This window comes from Pseudocolwellia sp. AS88 (genome assembly GCF_030551755.1).
Taxonomy (GTDB): domain Bacteria; phylum Pseudomonadota; class Gammaproteobacteria; order Enterobacterales; family Alteromonadaceae; genus Pseudocolwellia.
The window spans coordinates 71,402-90,866 of record NZ_JAUPEC010000004.1; the positions used below are offsets into that span (position 1 = coordinate 71,402).

The following is a 19,465-nucleotide window of genomic DNA, read 5'->3' on the forward strand; positions in this document are numbered from 1 at the left end:
AGTTCAAAAGTATAATTCTCCATAATTACGCTAGGAGGGCCTACACAATATATATATCTAGGAATTAATCAAAGCGCTAATTCTGTCAAAATTCTCCATATATTTATCAGTTAGATATTGTTCTTTATTAACAAGCTCTTCCTTAGGTATACCCATTGCTCTATCTATTGCATCTGATAATTCATTAGGTAAAACACCGCTAGGCATTTCAGCTAAGTCCCAAGTTGCCATATAATTTCGTTGTTTACGTAGTTTTGGTAATAAACCGACTCTTGGTACATGAAAAGCCATTGAAGTTATAAGACCATGTAAACTCGTACCGCAGTAACACTCTGAATTTTTTATAATATTCATCACATCGAATACACCACCATCAAGATATTCAGCAACCTTAATATTATTATCTAAATAGCGCTTTATTTTCTCTATTCCGTGAGAGTCGCTATGACCCGCGGCATTTCCAATTGCAATAAAAACAATAGTTAAATCATGTTTATTTGCTATAGCAGTTAAGTTCTGAGCAAACTCCTCTTCTAAACCTGCACTATGACCCGATGAAATTTGGAAAACTAAATATTTTTTTTCTAATTTATTGATCAATGAACTTGCCTTCTCTCCTGTTTTTTTGTTTATTTCCTCTTCAGAAAATATACTTGACATCACAGTCGCAGAATCAGGATATATATCATTAACATTAGCACCTATTCTTCTAATATTATCAGATGAAAACTCGTCTCGAACTGTTAAATAATCAGCATCATTTAAAGCTGCCGAAAGAGATTTAGCAGATTCACCTTCAACGCCTGATACAGCTGTAGCGCCTACAGAGTTATAAATTAACTTCATGTTACTACTAAGATCTTTTGACGTTAGATCGAATGGATTATCAGATTTCAAACCAATAATATTTTTTATTATTTTTTCAGTTAATTTAGGAATGTAACGAGCAAATGTGCGTTGAAATACTGAAAAAGAAAAATCAGATAATAAATAGCTATAAGCCGATAGCCAATCACATGAAACAACATCACCACCGGCAAGAATAACCGTAACATCTTGCTTACTCTGTTTTAATGCTTTCTTGATACCAACTGTACGTAACGCATTAAACTCAGTTAAGTCACTGTCAATTAACCCCGCAATTACAATTTTTTTATCAGGAAACCTTTCAGATAACATTCTCTCCATAACAAGAGGGAACAATAGGTCACCATAATTGTGCCTATCAAATGCGCCATATAATACAACGTCATACATATTTATATTTCCTTTAAATATTTTCATACAAATCAAACAAAACACTGGTTAATTAACTCAACCTTACTTATCCCTTACATCCTTATTCTATTATCTAAAACTAATTAGAAAATACATAAGTAAAATTACCGTACAGTTAAACTCAACACCACTTCAAGAACAGGAATTTATATTTATTTAATATCTTACAATATAAACTCATTTAAAATTAGTTCGATTTCTGGTGGTAATCTTCTTACTAATAGTCATAAAATAATCACCCGATATTTTTCTTAAATTAGAATCTAATACCAAAAGCCAACTAAGTATCAAGAACACAGTAAAACTTACGGCGCCATATATAACAAGTTCAAACCAAGAGATCTTTGTCATAACATTAAGAGCGAGCCATAAACCAACGCCAAAAACTAAGAAGTTAGCCAAAAATAACTTTCGTATGATCAACCAAAGTTTTAACTGATTATAATAACTATACAACCATAGACTTAGTACCACATTAGCGATAAATGAACCGATTGAAGTACCTATAGCAACACCAATAAGTCCATACTTCAAACCAAGTACGATAGACAAAGAAATATTAGTTATCGCCCCAAAAAGACTCACCAAAGAAATATATTGGTGTTGTGCTTGTGCAAGTAAGACCTGATTAACTGAGGTATAGATTGCTTGACAAAAGAAGGTGAAAATCAAGAAATATAGAATATTGGCGGCAGATTCAAACTCTTCGCCAACCCAAAGCACAATAAAAGCTTTTCCTAAAATAATTAAAGGAGCTGAAAAAAGTGTCGCAAAGAACAAATTTATCATTATCGCATTGTGAAATAAGTCATCTAAGTTTTCATTCTTCGACATTTTCTTCATAAAAACCGGAGACAAAAAACCATTCACTGTAAAAACAAACGACTTAATATGCTCAGCTAGGCGATTAGCTACACCATAAACAGCAACTGATGAGAGACCAATAAGCTTAGTCACTATAAATGGATCAGCTTTTGAATTTAAGGTATTAGCAACACCATTTGCTACAACATGTTTTGAAAAGGCAAAAAGTGATTTCAACTCGTCTTTAGAAACTAATTTAAAGCTGAATCCCATTGCAGGGTAAAGTTTCTTTATGTAATAGATCTTCACTCCATTCGTTAATACATCTGCAAAAAGAGTGGCGATTATAGCCCCCCAGATATTCATCGTAGGTATCAATAAAAAGATCAAAACAGACTTTATTAACACATTAACCATAACCAAATTAGAGTCAATATCTAGCCTTAAGAAGGCCGTAATGAAGCCATGAAAAGGGTTCATTAGAAAGTCCATCAGTATCTTTGCTGAAAGAACAAATAAAGCCATCCTCAATGCATCAGCATCAACTGTAGCTCCAAAAAAATCAGCTGAAAATAAAGCAACGCAAGCTAATAAAGCAACAGCAGCAAAACCAAGACAACCAAAAAGTACAATACTTGTGGAAAAAACAGTATTTACTTCTACAGGATCGTCCTTCTCCAAAGCTAATATAGTATGTCGTTGAACTGCAGACGGAAAGCCTAGTTCAATCACATTAAACCAACCAATTATCGAAAGAATCAGCAACCAAAATCCGTATCCATTAGCGCCAAGTACATTGATAAAATAAGGAGTAAGTAATAATGAAGATATAACTAATACTATTCTTTCTATAAATCGAAAAACGGAACTCTTAAAAAATAGTTTTTTAGTACTCATTGTTCAGTACTCGTGACATATTAATCATTATAAACACTTAGCGGGATTACCCACAACAATGGAATTAGATGGAATATCTTTTACAACAACTGCACCTGCACCTATCAAAACACCATCCCCAATAGAAACACTACCTAAAACGATAGCTCCAGTAGCAATACGTACATTATTACCTATGGTAGGCACACCAAAATCTTGCTTATTCCCTCCTCCTTTAGCACCGACGGTTACTCCGTGATAAATGGTGAGAAAGTCTCCATATATTGCTTTATGATTAAGTACAATTAAACCATAATGAGGTAAAAACAATCCTTTCCCAATCTTAGTTCGTCTAGGTATTTGTACCCCACTAAATATTCTTATCATTTTATATACAGGAATAGACAACCATCTTATTAATCTATTATCACTATTCGATAACCTATAAAATAAAACAATTATAAAGGTTGTCTTTAACAGCAAAGACAATAACCTTTTGATACGTGAATACACTGCCAATTCATGCTGTTCCACATAAATCAAATAGTCTTGATATAACGCTGACATAAAGAATAATTCTCTTCCGTTGTAGAAATAAATTAGGTAAATAAAAACAGATTAATTAGCTATCAGATAGCGCGTTTTGTTTTTTGCATGAATCGCCAAATAAAATTAGGCACGATTTTAAATAACCTGCCTTTTACTGACAATTTACTGTTGTTTTTCAATTTAGATGCTTCGAGCAGAGTGTCACCTGCTAGGTTAAACATCCCATTGTAAATATAGGTATTGGCGTATCTCACATGCAGGTTCTGTTTTATTTCATTCCAATCTACTGACTTATTATGTTTCTCAGCCATTGGTTGAATTTTATCTAAACAGACTAACTCAGCAGCATGCATTTTTTCTTCATTTGATGAATAGTTATCACCATGGAATACATGAATGGCTAAATGCTCAGGTACAAAATCAAGTTCACAAACTAAAGAAAGTTTTAACCATGCTAACCAGTCATCAACCCCCATCAAGCTTCGTTCATCATCAAATGCTTGTGTTTCTTGTAATAAGCTTTTACGTGCAATGGCTGTGCAGCACGTGAACATGTTAACTTGGATAAGCTTATCAAATACATCACCACGATATTTACGATCAAAACTTGGCTTATCTTGCTTGTTTAAATGTGCATAATCAGCAATAGCACCACAATAAACGAGCCCTACTTTAGGATTTTCAAATAAAGGAACTTGTTTACTTAACTTAGTGGGTAACCAGAAGTCGTCTTGATCACAAAAAGCGACAAGATCTCCATTTGCTCTTTCTATGCCGTAGTTTCGAGCTGCAGCTACGCCACCATTTTGTTTATGAAAACCATTTATAGAGCTATGCTGTTCTACTAAATTATTTATCAGTTGTTCAGAGTTGTCTTTACTACCATCGTTAATTAGCAATATTTCAACGTTATCGTAGTCTTGAGCTAAAATGGTATTAACCGTAGCTTCTAAGTATTCGGCTCCGTTATATACGGGTATAACAACAGAAACTAATGCGTTCATGCAAAGTCCTTAAGAATTAGTGTTCAATCAGCTATAAAGCTTCATATATTTTTGTGCGACTGTTTCTAGTGAGTAGCCTTGTTTCACTAGTTGATAAGCTTCACTCCCCCACTTTTCAATAAGTTGAGGGTTTTCGGCTATATCAGTCAACAATCTTGAAAGCTCTTTATCATCGTTATAATTGAATAACTGACCTGTTACATTACTTTCTACTAGTTTAGGGTTTCCACCAACTTTCGTTGCTAGCACAGGTATATGTCGCGCCATAGCTTCTAAAATGGCAATAGATAAGCCTTCCATTTCAGAAGTAACAACCATGACATCAATGTCTTTATAAATGTTTTCTCGGTCGACTAACATGCCATGGAAATAAACATTGTCAGGAAAAGCACTCTCAGCTGCTGCAGACTTTAATAACTCTTCACACGGACCATTACCAAAAAAGTGAATTTCAAACTTATTTGCTAATACTTCAGGCATTAATGAAATAGCTTTTAACAAACAGATCTGATTTTTCAAAGGTACCATTCTAGCGACGGAGCCTAATTTGATTTTAGAGTTTTGTTGTTCAACTGGTTGTTGATAACTTTCTCTTGGAATTAAGATTCCGTTATCAACAACTGACTGTGGCTTACTTTGCCAACCATTTACTTGATTAAATACTTTTTGTCCTTCATTTGAAACGAAGGTAATTTGATCAACAATTGAATGGGTTATTTTATGCATAACTCGCCACTTAAACTGATTAAATGGTTCAGCTCCGTGACGTGTATAAATAACTTTTTTTCGTCTACATAATATTGGGCCATAACAAGTAAACAATAAGGTAAAGGGTGAATGAAAATGTAAAACATCAAACCCGCTTACCACACGTTTAAATGTTTGTATTTTTTCTAATCTACTGCCTTTAACAAAATGTACTGGGATGTTGTTTTTTATACATTCTGCAACTAAAACATCATCCTCTTCACCAAAAGATAAAATAGCACTATCTAGCTTTAATGATTGACGTTGTTCAATAGCTAAGTCGATAACAAAACGCTCTGCTCCACCTATATTTAAACTTGATAGGATATGCAATACACTTTTAGGCTTAATAGTCACGTTTTCTCCTGATGTGCTTTCTATATTTTGCACACTGTTACTCGTCTTTTACCTGAAGGAGTTAGAGGAATATCATCCACAATATCAAAATTAATGGCTAAACTATCTTCCGAATATTTATTGATTATTTTCTCTATCGGCTGAAAATTTGGCGATGTACTTTGATCATTAAGTACAATTTTTACGTTAATAGATTCTAACTCTGTTTGTACAACTTGAAACTTTGCAATCCAAGAAAAATCTTTAAACATATGTGGAAATAACTCTCCTGGAAGTAACTGACCATTAGGACATTTTATAATGTCTAACTTCCTTCCATCAACAGAGTTCATCATAGGTAGCGGGTTACCACAGTCACATGTTTCATGAGATAAGGTTGCGCAGTCACCATTAAGATATCGAACAAGTGGCATTCCGTAATTCGTTAGGTCAGTTATGGCAATATCACCACTTTCACCCATTACACTTTTGCCATCAACAAGAGTTTCAACTACGAGTTGATCAATGTTGATGTGCAAGCCTTGCTGTTTTTTACATTCAGAAGAGATAAGCATCACTTCACGACAGCCATAAGTATTATGCACAGGACAATTAAAAGCTTTTTCGATGAGTTCTCTTTGATGTTCATAAAGAGCTTCAGCACCTGTAACAATAGTCTTTGGCTGATGCATTTTGATATTGTTAGCGATAATATATTTTGCCAATTCAACAAGAGGATTTACGTAGCTTACAATCGCATCAGGTTTTATTTTATTGATACGCTTGGCATATTCATCAATATTACTGCTGTTCATTTCAAAAGAGTTAAGCATGTAGTTATTGAAAAAACGGTGATAAAGATCTTCTTTAAGCTGACGAAATGCAGATACCTTACCTAAACTAGCACCCCATAAATATACAGCTTTAGTACCTAAATCAGCACCGACTTCACCATACCCGCGCCAGGCGATAGCTAACCTGGCTTCATGGCTTTCCATATTTAACTCAAAATGAAAAGGTTGCCCTGTAGAGCCGCCTGTAGATTTTTTTATGTTTGTTGCTTTATTACATGCCGGCACAAGCTCGTCATAGTAGGTCATAACATCTTGTTTAGTTAATACAGGTAATGTTGAAAATTTCTCGAGGCTGTCTATTTGTTCTACTGATTCGATACCGATACTTTGCCAAACTCGCTTGTAGTAAGGTACATTGTTCCAACAAAAGTGGAGGAGTTTCTCAAGTTGTTGCCATTGATAAGCTTTAAGTTCGTCCTGCTTCCAACTTAAACGTTCATTCGCCTCATTAACCTTTTCTACAACATTGCTTTTTTTCAAGGTTGTGTAATAAAAAGGGAACAACACTTTAATAAAAAATTTCTTATAATTCATTTCTACTTCCAAACACTTTTATGTACTTTTTTTAATAAAAGCTTTAATAACTTATGGGACAATTGTGTGGCGTTACAATTGCTATCGACTGATATTCTTTCAATACAAAATTCATTCAAGTTTTTAGAGGTATTTATGCCTGAAATAAAAGAAAATGATATTTGGTAATATTTCTTTATGATTCTGACTGTCTCTTGAGTAAAACTATCTTTGCCACCCACTGGATAAGCAAAAGCTTTAATACTTGTATTGAGCTCTTTTTCTATCAGTTCTTTGGAAGTTTTTGCTTCATAATCTTGTTCTTCGACACTTAAATGAGACATGATTCTATGACTACAAGTTTGTGAGCCAAACTCCATACCTGCGGCGCTCATTTCTCTTGCCATATCCCAAGTCATGAATAGAGGCTCTTGGTCCATAAGTTTAGAGTCAGGTATTTGTAATTTTTGCTCTAGCTCTATGAGTATTTCTTCAATAGTTGAACCATTATTTATTTTAACAACATCAAGCACTTTTCTAATACTTGTAGGCACATCTTCTTTAGAAAGAGTAATGCTATCAGGCCAATTATTAAGTTTAATTTCATCAACTTGAGCATGACGAACTAGGTAAGCAATTCTATCCCACCATGGAATTTCAGCATTATTCATGAAATTAGTAGCTAAAAAGAAAGTTGCCGTTATTTTATTTTCTAACAAAATAGGAAATGCTTTACTGTAGTTATCAATATAGCCGTCATCAAAAGTAATTAATGCGTACCTTTTATCTCGGATTTTTCCATCAAGTATTATAGAAATGTCATCAAGAGTAATAACAGTAAAATGCTGCTGAATATATTCCATATGCTCAGCAAAATTAGTTTCATCACAACTAAAAACATTAGGATCATACTCAGTTAGGCTAGCTTCGCCTATCCGGTGATAGTTAAAACAATAAAGTCCATTCGGCAGAACTGCATTAGCTATATATCTACCGACTGCATGTTTAACATTTGTAAGCATCCGAGCTCCTCTACAGCTATAGCTGTTTAAATGTCGGTTTAGCTAAAATAAAGTCTCTGTACTCATTAGGATTGCCGTCTTTACCAGCCTCTGCAGCTTTAGCAATATTGTACATTTCTCTTGCTGATACATAATGAAGAATGTAATTTTCACCATCATTATATTTCGTTTCTAAATAGGTATGCATGTCATGTCTAGGTTGACCAAGCAAGGTATCCATATCAGCTTCTTGAGTACCATGAGTATGCACTTTTATAAACGTCCATTCTGGTCGACCTTTCACATGTATATGCGAACTAACCCATTGATCAATTCTACTTTTCAGTGGTGGGCATGCTTTTCTCACGTCAGCATTTTCTACATGCGGTAAACCTTTTGCCGTTCGCCACTTAAAGTTTATTCCGATAGGCCCTTGAATTAACATGATATCACCGGACTCTTCTTTACCCACTTCAACGTCAACGCCAGTGTCATGACTTTTACACCTACCAGGTCTTCCGGTTGCGTAATAAATCGAATTGATCTTACTGGTTTGTGCTGGACTTGGTGTTGCAGGCAATGTCATATCAACATAACACCCTGTTTGATTTAACAAAGCGAGTTCGTTATCAATACCACACATATAACCATCGGGTAGTGAATTATCAAGTGACCAATTACCATGGATAAAGGCATACATTATTTGCTCAGTTTCAGGATGAACAGGTAATGCACCATGATCATGATGTAACTTATTAGCAAAATCAGTCATCACTTTAGTGAAGTTTTCTGGTGTGTCATTATCGTGATGTAAATGTATTTCTATTTCGCCAAAACCGCGATAACACATGTCTGATAATTTAGCTAAATGTTCATGCCTATATTCTTCTTCTGGATAGAAAAACGAATGTTGTGGCATTACACCATCTGCATCTTTATGTTGCTCGGCCATTAGAGGGTAATCTTTAAACCAGCGATCTACTCTTTCACGTTCTAATTCAATGTTATCGCGATTTTTCCATTGAGGTTCGAAATGGTCTACAAAACAAAATAAAACATGTATAGGTTTATCTGTTTTGGGATTGTTTAATCTATTTTTTAAATAAGGAAAAAACCACATTTCCATATTTTTCTTTTTTAATACTAGCCAAAATAAAGCACTTGCGGCTAACAATAATACTACAGTGATAAAACCTAACATTATTTAGTTTCTCCTTGTCTTGCTGTGCGTTGCCAGCCACCGTTTTTCTGGCCTTTTAAAAAGAGTAAAAAGCCTTTTCCTAATGCTGTATTCATAGATAAAAAGAAGCTAATAATAGCGACTATACTACCGACTTTAATACCTTGACTGATCTTCTTCGTTCCATACCACCCTGTTGCATAAAAAGCGATTTGCCCAATTAACAAACTCATATATAAAGGACTACTTAATAGAAACAAATTAGATATAAATACTAAAACCATTAAATGGGGGGCATACCATCGAAAAACTTTATGAGACCAATAACAAAAACTAAACCAACCTTGAGTTGGAGACAATGCCCATAAATTACTATTAAAGGCTTTATAGTTTCCGACTCCAATTCGAACTCTACGACCCACTTCATCATTCAAAGACGGAGCAACTTCTTCAGATGCAATAGCTTTGTCATTATATAAAACATCATAGCCCTGCTTTTTAACATTCATGGCTATACAAAAGTCATCAACAATGGTGTCTTTAGATAAAGGAATATATAACTCTCTTCGAATAGCATAAATGGCACCATTGGCGCCTAATATACCACCTAGAGCAGATTCACATTTTTTAAGGAATTGTTCGTACTTCCAGTACAAGCCATCTTTATTTTGATTACCATCATCAGTAATTAATACAAGCTCACCGGAAACTGCACCCGTTTTCTCTGAAAAACTTTTAATAAGTATATCAACAGCATTAGATTCAAATTCGGTATTAGCGTCAGTAAAAACTAAAAATTCAGCTTGAGATTCCGCGACTAGATCATTAAGAATAGAGATTTTCCCACGGTTCTCTTCAAAGTTAAATGCTTTAACTCTTGGATCAGTGAAGCTTGTAATAATAGCTCCGGTATTATCTTTACTACCATCTGAAGCAACAAGGACATTCAATTTACCAGCATAATTTTGAGCTAATGCATTTTCAATGCGTTCTTTTATACATGACTCTTCGTTATACGCTGCAATAATGATATCAACATCAGGGTATTCTTTAACATCAGTACTTTCGATACTTTTTGGAGTAACAAAAGCTTTCAGCAATAAAGGAAAAATAAAATATGAATACGCCAATAGAGCTAAAGAGATCCAAAATAGGGTTAGCATTTTTCTTCCTGAGGTTTATTAATTATTCTTGCGGGAATACCAACAACAGTTACGTTGCTAGGCACATCTTTAACTACAACTGCATTAGCGCCAACTTTAACGTTGTCACCAATAGTAATACCACCAATAATTTTCGCTCCTGCGCCAATAAAAATATTATTCCCTAATAGCGGAGCTTTCCCTTTTTCGTCGCCAATAACTACACCGCTTTCAACGGTAATATTAGTTCCGCCACGTACTTTCGAGTTTATAACGACACCTACAGGGTGCATTATAACAAAACCTTTATCGAATGTAGCTTGAGCGCCAATAACACACCCATTAATCACTCTATTCAACCAGAGTGTAATTAATGCGACTGGAGATAAGCGACACTTCATTAAGAACTGAGTAGCTCTATAAAAAAAGTTAGCTGAAGTACCATCACTCACTAATGTTCTAAAAGTAGATACTTGATAACCTTCACTCATCAATATTTGCTGTTTACGTTTTATATCACTTTTTAGGTATTGCATTAGCTGCTTCCATTCTTTGTAGAACACATTCTACGTTTTGTTGCCAATCAAACCTACTTGAGTGCTGCAAAATCTTACTAGACTCCCAATCCGCAATAAGCGCTTCTGTGATTGCCTTTTCTAGCTGAATTGTATTTTTAGATTCAACCAATAAGCCCACATCTTCTGTCACCACCTCAGGTATTCCGCCTACAGTAGTAGCAACAACAGGAATACCACATGCAAAAGCTTCAAGTAGTACATTAGGCACACCTTCTCGATAACTTGGTAAAACAAGTAAAGAGCTGGTTCTCACCTTTTCAGCAACAACATTTAAAGGAATTGAACCATGTAGATTAATATTTAAGTTATGCGATAAAGCACGTTCTTGAATAGATTCTTTTAAGGGACCTTCACCAATAATGTCTAAAATCACATCAGGATTTTTTGCTTGTACACTTTCAAAAGCTGAAACTAATTCATTAACTCCTTTAGTAGGGATCAAGCTACCAACAAATATGACACGTTTTTCTTTAGACAATTGCTCACTTGGGTAAAATATTTCGCGATTTACGCCATTGTAATTCACTAATAATTTTTCTTTAGCAATGCCTGTGTTTTCAAGAGAATTAGCTAGAGCTTGGCTAGCACAAAAGATGGTATCGGCATTTGAAAGCCACTTTTTAATAAGTTTGCGTCTCGAGGGAAATAAAGTATTTTCATTAACATCAGTGCCATGAACTTTTACGAATAAAGGCAACTTTAACCATTTATTAATCATAGAAGATGCTACAGCATCAGGAAATCCCCATGATGTATATAAAACGTCTGGCTTGTGTTTCTTCATCCAAGGCAACATAAAGAACAATGAAAATGCCTGAAAAAAAGGTACCAATCTTCGACCTATCTTAGGTATATAAAAATATGGACAATATTGAAGATTATTACTCGACTTACACGCTGAGCGATTTTTAAACCATTCAGCCCAAGGGAGTAACAATACAATTTTAACATCGCTACTCTTGCTCAATAGGTCAAACTGCTGCTTATTAAAACTTGCGCGGTTCGGTCCCCAAGGTACTGGGTACAAGTTAGTAATGATTAATACATTTTTACTTTGCGCAGGCATTACTTAGACAGTCTCTCATAAACAGGAAGGTACTGTTTTGCTGTATTTAACCAATTTCTTTCTTCAGTAACAAAAACTAATCCAGCTTCACTTATTTTGGTTAATAGCTCAGCATCATCAATTACATTTAAAATGGTATTAGCTAGCGCATCAGAGTTATCGGCTTCAAAAAGAAAACCTGTTTTATTGTGTTCAATAAGCTCTCGGTGCCCACCAATATCTGAAGCAATAACGGGCTTGAATTGTGCCATAGATTCTAAAGGTTTAAGTGGTGTCACTAGTTCTGTTAATCTGATACTTTCGCGAGGAAACACCATAACATCAGCTAAACTATAATAGTCTCCAACATTTTCAAAAGGCACTCGGCCAACAAAAGTTACAAACTTATCTAAATTTAACGCAGAAACTTGTTTCTTTAAATTGTCTAGCTCATTACCTGCACCTACAAGTAGAAGATGGATATCATCTCGAGTTTTCGCAATAATGTTTATGGCATCAATAGCATAAGATAAACCCTCATACTTAAAAAATGTACCTATAAAGGCAACCACTTTTTTGTCTTCTAGGTTTAAAGACTTTTCCAACATATCATTACGTTTATATAACGGTTTAAAGTTATCAATATCAACCGCATTAGGCGTAACATAAAGCTTAGATTCAGGGATGCCACGTTTGATTAAGTCTTCTTTTAAGCCATTACAGATACAACTTACCGCATCAGCTTTATCAAAGGCGCTTTGTTCGATAGCTTTGATTGTTTTGTATTTTAAGCTACCTTCAGTAGTTTTTCCTGTATCAACCGCTGCATCTTCCCATAATGCTCTTACTTCATAAGTTACAGGTATATTGTATTTCTTACCTACTTTGATTGCGGCTAATGCATTAAACATAGGTGAATGCGTTTGAATAACATCTGGTTTATCTGCAATCACAGCTTGCTCTATTCTTTTAGCTAAGTGATTGATGTGATGAAGATAGTTTACAAACGGTATTTTAGTGAGGAATGACTTCGATGCTTGAGTACGTTCGTATATAACTCCATCTACATTTTCTTCCATTTCCTTGAAGTCTTGATATCGCTGACTTGTAATCTGCCTAGTAACAACGCCCAACTTTCTTTGATGCCTAATAATGGCATCAGATCGTAATGAATAACCACTGATGTTGGGACGTGAATATTCTAATATATGTAAAATTTTCAAATGTAAGCCTTATAATTTAACCTAACGGTTACCTACCTTTACCAAATAAAACTATTTCAACTGTTCTGATCAAAATAAGTAAATCTAATAAAAAACTACGATGTTTTATATAATATAAATCGTATTTCAGTTTTTCTAATGAATCCTTTTCAGTAGAACCGTAAGGGTATTTTAACTGAGCCCAACCAGTTAAGCCGGGTTTAACATTGTGTCTTTCATTGTAATAAGGAATGTTTTTAATCAATTGTTGAACAAACTCTGGTCTTTCAGGTCTAGGACCAACAAACCCCATATCACCTTTAATTACATTATAAATTTGTGGTAATTCGTCAATTCTATATTTTCTGATAAATTTACCAATCTTAGTAGTTCTATCATCGTTTAACTGAGCCATCTGTGCGCCATCTTTCTCGGCATCAAGTCTCATACTACGAAATTTATAAATATTAAAAGCTTGTCCATCTAAACCTACACGCTCTTGTAAATAAAAAATAGGAGCTTTTAATCCTTCATCAAGTTTTATTAAAAGCGCAGTGATCAACATAACGGGCCAAGTGAAAAGTAATAACACAAAGCCCATACTTGCATTGAATATCCAATCTAAAGTATTTCGTAAATGATTCGCTGAAGCAAAACCGTTTGAATAGATAACCCAACTTGGATAAATAAGATTAACAGCAATTTGCCCTGTTTCTCTCTCGATAAAGTCTAATATTTCAGTAATTTCTACACCACGAATTTTACAGGCAAAAAGTTCATCGACAGGTAGGTTATTTCTTCTTTCATCACTAGCAACAACAATTTCATCAATTTCATTTTCAAGAATGTAGTTAACTAACGAGCCATCAAATTCAATACGGTTCTCGTTAACGACACCGACATCTAGGTCACCTTCCATGACAATAAAACCATGTACATGAAAACCTTGTCGATCAACATCCCTTCTCATACGTTTTTCAATAATAGAAGCTCGTTGACCAGCACCTAAAACTAAAATTTTCCGCTTATTAAAGCCAAAAAAATCTAGTTTCAAAGTGAGATAACGAAAAAAACCCACCCAAATAAGACTAAGTAAAGATGAAATGGCCAATATATTTACGGGTAAAGCATTGTCCCCATAAAAAGGATTTATAAGTGTTACGATAAAAAAACCAACAGCGATAGAGACCAAAAGTCTGCGAGCAACCCCTCTAAAGTTTTCTCTTAATTTAGAATCATACAAACCCAAAGCAAGTGAAGATAATTGTATAATTAATGCAAAGACTACGGCATGGATAAAAAGCGCCTTTGTTGTAATAGATGCATCTTGAATTAAATTGTACAAATTATTGATATAAACAGTGAGGAGAAAAGAACCTGAGAATAAAATTAATTCAACTAAAACAATGGTTTGACTTCCTGATGACATATCTCGAAAATTAGGGCTAGACATAGGTTCTAAACTTTCCTTTTATACTATGGGTATGCTAAAACTTTTAGAATTTGCGCGTATTACAATTGATAGCGTGGCAAATGTAAAGATACATCAATATATAGTATCAATATCGTTAAAGTTTAACATCACTTAAATAATGTGCATCCGAGTTAGAAATCAAATACAATTGTAACTATGTATATAAATTTGGTTTTGATAATAAAGGTTGCAACCATGGATAATTGCTTAATTAAACGAATAATATTTACTGGATTTTTATTGGTCGCTCAACTTCTTTCGGGTTGTGCTTCTACTACTTCAACACTTCCTTCAGCGACAGTTCACTCCTCAACAACTACTGACGTAGCTTCATACAAATACCTGATTGGCGCAGGTGATGTAGTTAATATTTTTGTGTGGCGTAACCCTGAAGTTTCAGGAACATTTACCGTAAGACCTGATGGCATGATCACAACATCTCTTGTTGAAGACATTGAAGTATCGGGTAAAACTCCAACAGAATTAGCTAGAACGGTTGAAAGTATCTTAAGTACTTATATAAAAGAACCTGTAGTTACCGTTACGGTAAATCAATTCAACGGTCCTTTTAGTGAACAAATAAGAGTCATTGGCGAAGCTTCAACACCTAGAGCAATTAACTACACTCAACATATGACTTTACTTGATGTGATGATTGGTGTTGGCGGTTTAACTGAATTTGCTAATGGTAATAGCTCAGTATTGGTTCGTGTAGAAGATGGCGTTCAAAAACAATATCAAATATTTATTGATGACTTAATAAAGAATGGACAAATATCAGCTAATGTTGACGTGTTACCTGGTGATATTATTGTTATTCCTGAAACATGGTTTTAAATGAAAAGTTTAATAGTAATATTTTATTCCATATTTAGAGGTAGGGAATGCAAGAAATAATTGAACAAGCGGTAGATTATCTAAAAGGTATTTGGAACAAACGTAGATATTTAATGCTATGTACGTGGATAATTTGCCCTATTGGATGGATTTTTGTTGCACAACTTGATGATGTCTATGAATCTGAAGCAATTGTATTTGCTGATACACAGTCTATCCTAGGTCCTTTACTTAAAGGTATAACTGTTGAAACCAATACAGAAGCACAGATTCAGCTTATGGTTAAAACGTTATTAAGCAGAACCAATCTTGAGCGTATTACTCGCATGACTGACTTTGACGTACGAGTAAATAGCGACAAAGAATACGAAAGTCTTATAGATGCTTTAAAAGAAGGCATTATCATCAAAAAGACAGGAGGAAAACGTCAAAACATTTTCCGCATATCTTTTGAAGATAAAGATCCTGAAATGGCTAGAGATGTTGTACAAGCTGTATTAACTGTATTCATTGAAACCACGATTGGTGAAAACAGAAACGACTCTGATTCAGCACAAAAATTCTTAACAACGCAAATAAATGATTACGAGAGTCGTCTACTTGCTGCTGAAAGCCGTTTAACAGATTTTAAGCAAAAATATAATGATGTATTACCTAACCAATATGGTGGTTACTATCAGAAATTAACCATTGCTAAAGATCAATTAAAATCTATTGAACTAGGCTTATTAGAAACACAAACTCAACTTGCATCAGCTAAAGCACAACTGCCTGATCAAAATAGTGAATCTAATAAAACTTCTGATAACATCAAAAATAATAACTCCATTGAAACTACATATGATGAACGTATATCAGAATTGGAAGCATCATTAGATAGCTTATTAGTTAGGTATACTGAAAAACATCCTGATGTTAAAGAAATCAAGAATAGATTAGCTCATTTAACAAAACAACGAAGTGATGAAATTGAGCAATACCTGAATGATTCTTCAAATGAGAATGCAAGCTATTCATCAAGTCAAAGCCCGGTTACTCAAGGTATATTGATGCAGATTAATCAGCTAGAAACTCAAGTTGCCTCTTTTACTGTTAGAGCTGAAAACTACAGAAAAGAAGTAGTTGACCTTGAAAGTAAGATTCATATTTTACCTGAAATAGAAGCTGAATTAGTGGCTCTAAATCGTGGGTATAATATTACTAAAGAAAAATATGAAGAACTACTAACTAGAAGAGAAACAGCTCAGTTAGCCAAACAGGCTGATGATTCTAATAGTAAAATAAAATTCAATGTGATTGAGCCACCAAGAGTTTCTTCAGAAGCTGTTGGGCCAAAACGTATTTTATTTACAATAGCTATTCTATTTTTAGGGGTAGGTGCTGGTACTGGATTATCTCTTCTTGTTAGCCAAATAAACCCTGTTGTTACGTCAAGTAGCCAAGTAGCAAGACTAACCGGTATTCCTATTTTCGGTATAGTTTCGGCCTCAGAAAACTTAGGACTGCAGAAATGGCATAGGAAGAAAACCTTAATCTTCATACTTTCAAATGTATTATTGTTAATGCTACTAGCCGTATTTTTAGCTTATGCGCTTTACCCTGAAGCAATAAAAGCACCATTAAGAGGGTTAATGTAACTTATGAGCACTATAGAAAAAGCACTAGCCAAACAAAATAATACTGAAACATCTTCTACTGAAGTATCTTCTCAAGAAGAAGTAACTTTAACTTCTGGCGAAGAAACTCAGCAAGTTTCAAGTAGCCATGCAGAGACACTTAACTTAGACAAAGAATCTCTTGAAGAAAGAGGATATTTGATTGATAACGGTACTCGAAAAAGCATTAAAGATGAGTTTAGGCAGATTAAGCGTAAGCTATTAAACAATGCTTTCGGCGCTGCATCTAAAACATTAGATAACAGTAACTTAGTTATGGTAAGTAGCTCTAAGCCTAATGAAGGTAAAACTTTTGTTTCGATAAACCTAGCATTGAGTATAGCTCTTGAGCAAGATAAAACCGTGTTGCTTATTGATGCTGACGTACTAAGACCAAGTATCAACCGAGAATTAGGTCTTGGTAATGTTCCTGGTTTGATTGAATATTTACTTGGTCAAAAAGAAACTATTGGCGATATTATCTACAATACCAACATAGATAAGTTAAAAATTATTCCAGCAGGTGAACCTCACCATTTGTCGAACGAATTACTTGCTAGTGACAAGATGGAATCGTTAGCGAAAGAACTAGCTGAGCGTTATCCTGATAGAATCGTCATCTTTGATTGCCCGCCATTAATTGGTGTGACTGAAACTCTTGTACTTGCTAATCTCATGGGACAGGCAATTGTCGTTGTTGAAGAATCAAAAACACAACTTTCTGATATTCAAAAAGCTACTGAAAACTTAAGTGATGATTTAGCTTTAGGTATTGTCTTAAATAAAGCAATAAAATCTCATAAGGATATGTATGGCTATTACGGCTATGGGTATGGTTCAAAATAATCACGTTTATTTACTAGCGGCTTTATTATTAACTCCCTCATTAGTTTCTGCTAATGAGTGGACTTTTGAGCCGTCAATAAAAACAAATGAAACTTATTCTGATAACATTAATTATGACAGTCAGGATAAGGAATCGAGCTTTGTTAATCAAACCAGTTTAGGCTTGGTTACAAAATATAAGAGCGCTAGCACGACTTATAATATTGATTTTGAAGCTATAAACGCTACATATAGCCATGACAGTGCTTTTAATGACATCTACTATAATTTAACTAGTAATGCTGAAGTGCAGTTGTGGACAAACGGTTTGTCACTTATTGGTACCGCATCAATCAACAACGAGCCAAGAAATACAGTTAATAACATCTATGCTGATATCGTTTTCGGTGACACCATTCAAGTTGAAAGGTATTCAGGCGGGCTCGCATATTCAATTGATAATAGTAAATACAGTTTAGACACTAATTTAATCTATAACATCACTAAGTCTGAAGATGGTATTGGTGAAAGTGAAGGTTATTCTGCAATACTCAATTCTAGAAGCGGCTCAAACTCAGCCCCTATTTTTTGGGACATCACCAATAACTATCTAGAAAGAGAGAATAACAGTAGCGACGGTCGCTCTTATCAAAGTGAATTTAAAGTTGGTTACATTACTCCTTACAAATTCAACCCTTTTATTCGCTATTACGATGAAGGTAATTCTGGAAATGTAGGAAATGGAACAACTTCAGAATCTAACTCATATGGTGCTGGTTTCAGATGGTTAATGGCAACAAGGCTAACGCTTGATCTATCTTACAATATACCTGTTGATGATGATTCGACAGACAGTGACGAAGAACAAGATAATTACTACGATGTAAATTTGAGTTGGCAACCAACACAACGCACTTCACTAAATGCTGGTGTTTCACAACGCTTTTATGGCGACAGTTATAGCTTTAATCTAACGCATTCAAATAAACGATTAACTAATACCATTACGTACAATGAATCTCTTCAGGTATTTACACGTGATAACCTTAATTTTCTGATTGGTGGTGATCTATGTTCATTTAGCGATGCGACTACAGATTGCTTTGCGTTACTGCAAGAAGCACTCATTAATGACCCACAACAAGATATTCCATTAGTTATTACAGAGGACGAATCTTTCTCTTTATATAAAACTTTCAGCTGGAATTCAGTATTAAACCTTAGACGTACCACATTTGCTCTAAACGCAGAAAGAAGTGATCGAGAAAATTTAGCAACACAAATAAAAAGTTTAAGAGAATCATTAGACTTCACTGTTTCTAGAGATGTTAGCCGTTATTCTTCTGTAGATCTTAGCGCTACATACACTAAAACGGATGATGTGATAGGTTTTCCACAAGAAAGAAATAGCCAATATAGATACTACAAAATGAGTTACAATCGAGAGCTTAATAAAACATTAACGTTTGATGTAAGTGTATCGCATTTGAACAGAGCCTCTAATTTTGCAGATTTTGTGTATAAAGAGAATCGTATCAGTTTCGAATTGAAAAAGGTTTTATAGC

The 19,465-nt window shown here is 34.5% G+C and carries 17 protein-coding genes; 4 read left to right on the forward strand and 13 right to left on the reverse strand.

The window, feature by feature from the left end; genetic code table 11:
* Nucleotides 1-57: 57 nt before the first annotated feature.
* The 13 genes from Q5N69_RS04390 to Q5N69_RS04450 all read right to left on the reverse strand — a co-directional run bounded on the left by Q5N69_RS04390 (nt 58) and on the right by Q5N69_RS04450 (nt 14,562).
* Nucleotides 58-1,257 (reverse strand): polysaccharide pyruvyl transferase family protein, encoded by a 1,200-nt coding sequence (locus Q5N69_RS04390; protein ID WP_304367637.1) that lies wholly within the window; start codon nt 1,255-1,257, stop codon nt 58-60.
* 198 nt (nt 1,258-1,455) lie between these two features.
* Complete coding sequence (locus Q5N69_RS04395) at nt 1,456-2,979, reverse strand: oligosaccharide flippase family protein (RefSeq protein WP_304367638.1); 1,524 nt, start codon at nt 2,977-2,979, stop codon at nt 1,456-1,458.
* Nucleotides 2,980-3,006: 27 nt separating this feature from the next.
* The gene (locus Q5N69_RS04400; protein ID WP_304367639.1) at nt 3,007-3,288 is read right to left on the reverse strand and encodes a serine O-acetyltransferase; all 282 of its coding nucleotides are present in this window, start codon (nt 3,286-3,288) and stop codon (nt 3,007-3,009) included.
* Between the two features lie 299 nt (nt 3,289-3,587).
* On the reverse strand, nt 3,588-4,511 hold the full coding sequence (locus Q5N69_RS04405; protein ID WP_304367640.1) for a glycosyltransferase family 2 protein: 924 nt from the start codon (nt 4,509-4,511) through the stop codon (nt 3,588-3,590).
* A 27-nt stretch (nt 4,512-4,538) separates the two neighbouring features.
* Nucleotides 4,539-5,615, reverse strand: a complete 1,077-nt coding sequence (locus tag Q5N69_RS04410) for a glycosyltransferase family 4 protein (RefSeq protein ID WP_304367641.1) — start codon at nt 5,613-5,615, stop codon at nt 4,539-4,541.
* A 20-nt stretch (nt 5,616-5,635) separates the two neighbouring features.
* Nucleotides 5,636-6,982, reverse strand: a complete 1,347-nt coding sequence (locus Q5N69_RS04415) for a phenylacetate--CoA ligase family protein (RefSeq protein ID WP_304367642.1) — start codon at nt 6,980-6,982, stop codon at nt 5,636-5,638.
* Nucleotides 6,983-6,984: 2 nt separating this feature from the next.
* The gene (locus Q5N69_RS04420) at nt 6,985-7,983 is read right to left on the reverse strand and encodes a polysaccharide deacetylase family protein (protein ID WP_304367643.1); all 999 of its coding nucleotides are present in this window, start codon (nt 7,981-7,983) and stop codon (nt 6,985-6,987) included.
* Between the two features lie 16 nt (nt 7,984-7,999).
* The gene (locus Q5N69_RS04425) at nt 8,000-9,163 is read right to left on the reverse strand and encodes a hypothetical protein (RefSeq protein WP_304367644.1); all 1,164 of its coding nucleotides are present in this window, start codon (nt 9,161-9,163) and stop codon (nt 8,000-8,002) included.
* Complete coding sequence (locus tag Q5N69_RS04430) at nt 9,163-10,305, reverse strand: glycosyltransferase family 2 protein (protein WP_304367645.1); 1,143 nt, start codon at nt 10,303-10,305, stop codon at nt 9,163-9,165. Before Q5N69_RS04430 ends, Q5N69_RS04425 begins: the two co-directional genes overlap by 1 nt.
* Nucleotides 10,299-10,820, reverse strand: coding sequence for a serine O-acetyltransferase (locus Q5N69_RS04435; RefSeq protein WP_304367646.1), 522 nt, complete (start codon nt 10,818-10,820; stop codon nt 10,299-10,301). The genes Q5N69_RS04430 and Q5N69_RS04435 overlap by 7 nt, the downstream gene beginning before the upstream one ends.
* A complete protein-coding gene (locus tag Q5N69_RS04440) occupies nt 10,801-11,928 on the reverse strand; it encodes a glycosyltransferase (RefSeq protein ID WP_304367647.1) in 1,128 nt (375 codons plus the stop codon). Before Q5N69_RS04440 ends, Q5N69_RS04435 begins: the two co-directional genes overlap by 20 nt.
* Nucleotides 11,928-13,130, reverse strand: coding sequence for a TIGR04063 family PEP-CTERM/XrtA system glycosyltransferase (locus tag Q5N69_RS04445; protein ID WP_304367648.1), 1,203 nt, complete (start codon nt 13,128-13,130; stop codon nt 11,928-11,930). Before Q5N69_RS04445 ends, Q5N69_RS04440 begins: the two co-directional genes overlap by 1 nt.
* A gap of 28 nt (nt 13,131-13,158) precedes the next feature.
* Nucleotides 13,159-14,562: a TIGR03013 family XrtA/PEP-CTERM system glycosyltransferase gene (locus Q5N69_RS04450; protein WP_304367649.1), complete on the reverse strand. Its 1,404-nt coding sequence runs from the start codon at nt 14,560-14,562 to the stop codon at nt 13,159-13,161.
* Between the two features lie 216 nt (nt 14,563-14,778).
* Between Q5N69_RS04450 and Q5N69_RS04455 the strand changes: the two genes are divergently transcribed.
* Genes Q5N69_RS04455 through Q5N69_RS04470 form a run of 4 tightly spaced genes read left to right on the forward strand, consistent with a single transcriptional unit; the run spans nt 14,779 to nt 19,464 of the window.
* Nucleotides 14,779-15,420 carry an XrtA/PEP-CTERM system exopolysaccharide export protein gene (locus tag Q5N69_RS04455; protein ID WP_304367650.1) on the forward strand — a complete coding sequence of 214 codons (642 nt, stop codon included), beginning with the start codon at nt 14,779-14,781 and terminating at the stop codon, nt 15,418-15,420.
* A gap of 47 nt (nt 15,421-15,467) precedes the next feature.
* Nucleotides 15,468-17,057 (forward strand): XrtA system polysaccharide chain length determinant, encoded by a 1,590-nt coding sequence (locus Q5N69_RS04460; protein WP_304367651.1) that lies wholly within the window; start codon nt 15,468-15,470, stop codon nt 17,055-17,057.
* A gap of 3 nt (nt 17,058-17,060) precedes the next feature.
* Nucleotides 17,061-17,921 carry an XrtA-associated tyrosine autokinase gene (locus tag Q5N69_RS04465; protein ID WP_304367652.1) on the forward strand — a complete coding sequence of 287 codons (861 nt, stop codon included), beginning with the start codon at nt 17,061-17,063 and terminating at the stop codon, nt 17,919-17,921.
* Complete coding sequence (locus Q5N69_RS04470; protein WP_304367653.1) at nt 17,887-19,464, forward strand: TIGR03016 family PEP-CTERM system-associated outer membrane protein; 1,578 nt, start codon at nt 17,887-17,889, stop codon at nt 19,462-19,464. Before Q5N69_RS04465 ends, Q5N69_RS04470 begins: the two co-directional genes overlap by 35 nt.
* Nucleotide 19,465 lies beyond the last annotated feature (1 nt).

Coding starts and splice junctions, on each gene's coding strand:
- Q5N69_RS04390 (WP_304367637.1), bottom strand. CDS start 1,257: ATGTATGACGTTGTATTATATGGCGCATTTGATAGGCACAATTATGGT.
- Q5N69_RS04395 (WP_304367638.1), bottom strand. CDS start 2,979: ATGAGTACTAAAAAACTATTTTTTAAGAGTTCCGTTTTTCGATTTATA.
- Q5N69_RS04405 (WP_304367640.1), bottom strand. CDS start 4,511: ATGAACGCATTAGTTTCTGTTGTTATACCCGTATATAACGGAGCCGAA.
- Q5N69_RS04415 (WP_304367642.1), bottom strand. CDS start 6,982: ATGAATTATAAGAAATTTTTTATTAAAGTGTTGTTCCCTTTTTATTAC.
- Q5N69_RS04420 (WP_304367643.1), bottom strand. CDS start 7,983: ATGCTTACAAATGTTAAACATGCAGTCGGTAGATATATAGCTAATGCA.
- Q5N69_RS04425 (WP_304367644.1), bottom strand. CDS start 9,163: ATGTTAGGTTTTATCACTGTAGTATTATTGTTAGCCGCAAGTGCTTTA.
- Q5N69_RS04430 (WP_304367645.1), bottom strand. CDS start 10,305: ATGCTAACCCTATTTTGGATCTCTTTAGCTCTATTGGCGTATTCATAT.
- Q5N69_RS04435 (WP_304367646.1), bottom strand. CDS start 10,820: ATGCAATACCTAAAAAGTGATATAAAACGTAAACAGCAAATATTGATG.
- Q5N69_RS04440 (WP_304367647.1), bottom strand. CDS start 11,928: ATGCCTGCGCAAAGTAAAAATGTATTAATCATTACTAACTTGTACCCA.
- Q5N69_RS04450 (WP_304367649.1), bottom strand. CDS start 14,562: ATGTCTAGCCCTAATTTTCGAGATATGTCATCAGGAAGTCAAACCATT.
- Q5N69_RS04455 (WP_304367650.1), top strand. CDS start 14,779: ATGGATAATTGCTTAATTAAACGAATAATATTTACTGGATTTTTATTG.
- Q5N69_RS04460 (WP_304367651.1), top strand. CDS start 15,468: ATGCAAGAAATAATTGAACAAGCGGTAGATTATCTAAAAGGTATTTGG.
- Q5N69_RS04465 (WP_304367652.1), top strand. CDS start 17,061: ATGAGCACTATAGAAAAAGCACTAGCCAAACAAAATAATACTGAAACA.
- Q5N69_RS04470 (WP_304367653.1), top strand. CDS start 17,887: ATGGCTATTACGGCTATGGGTATGGTTCAAAATAATCACGTTTATTTA.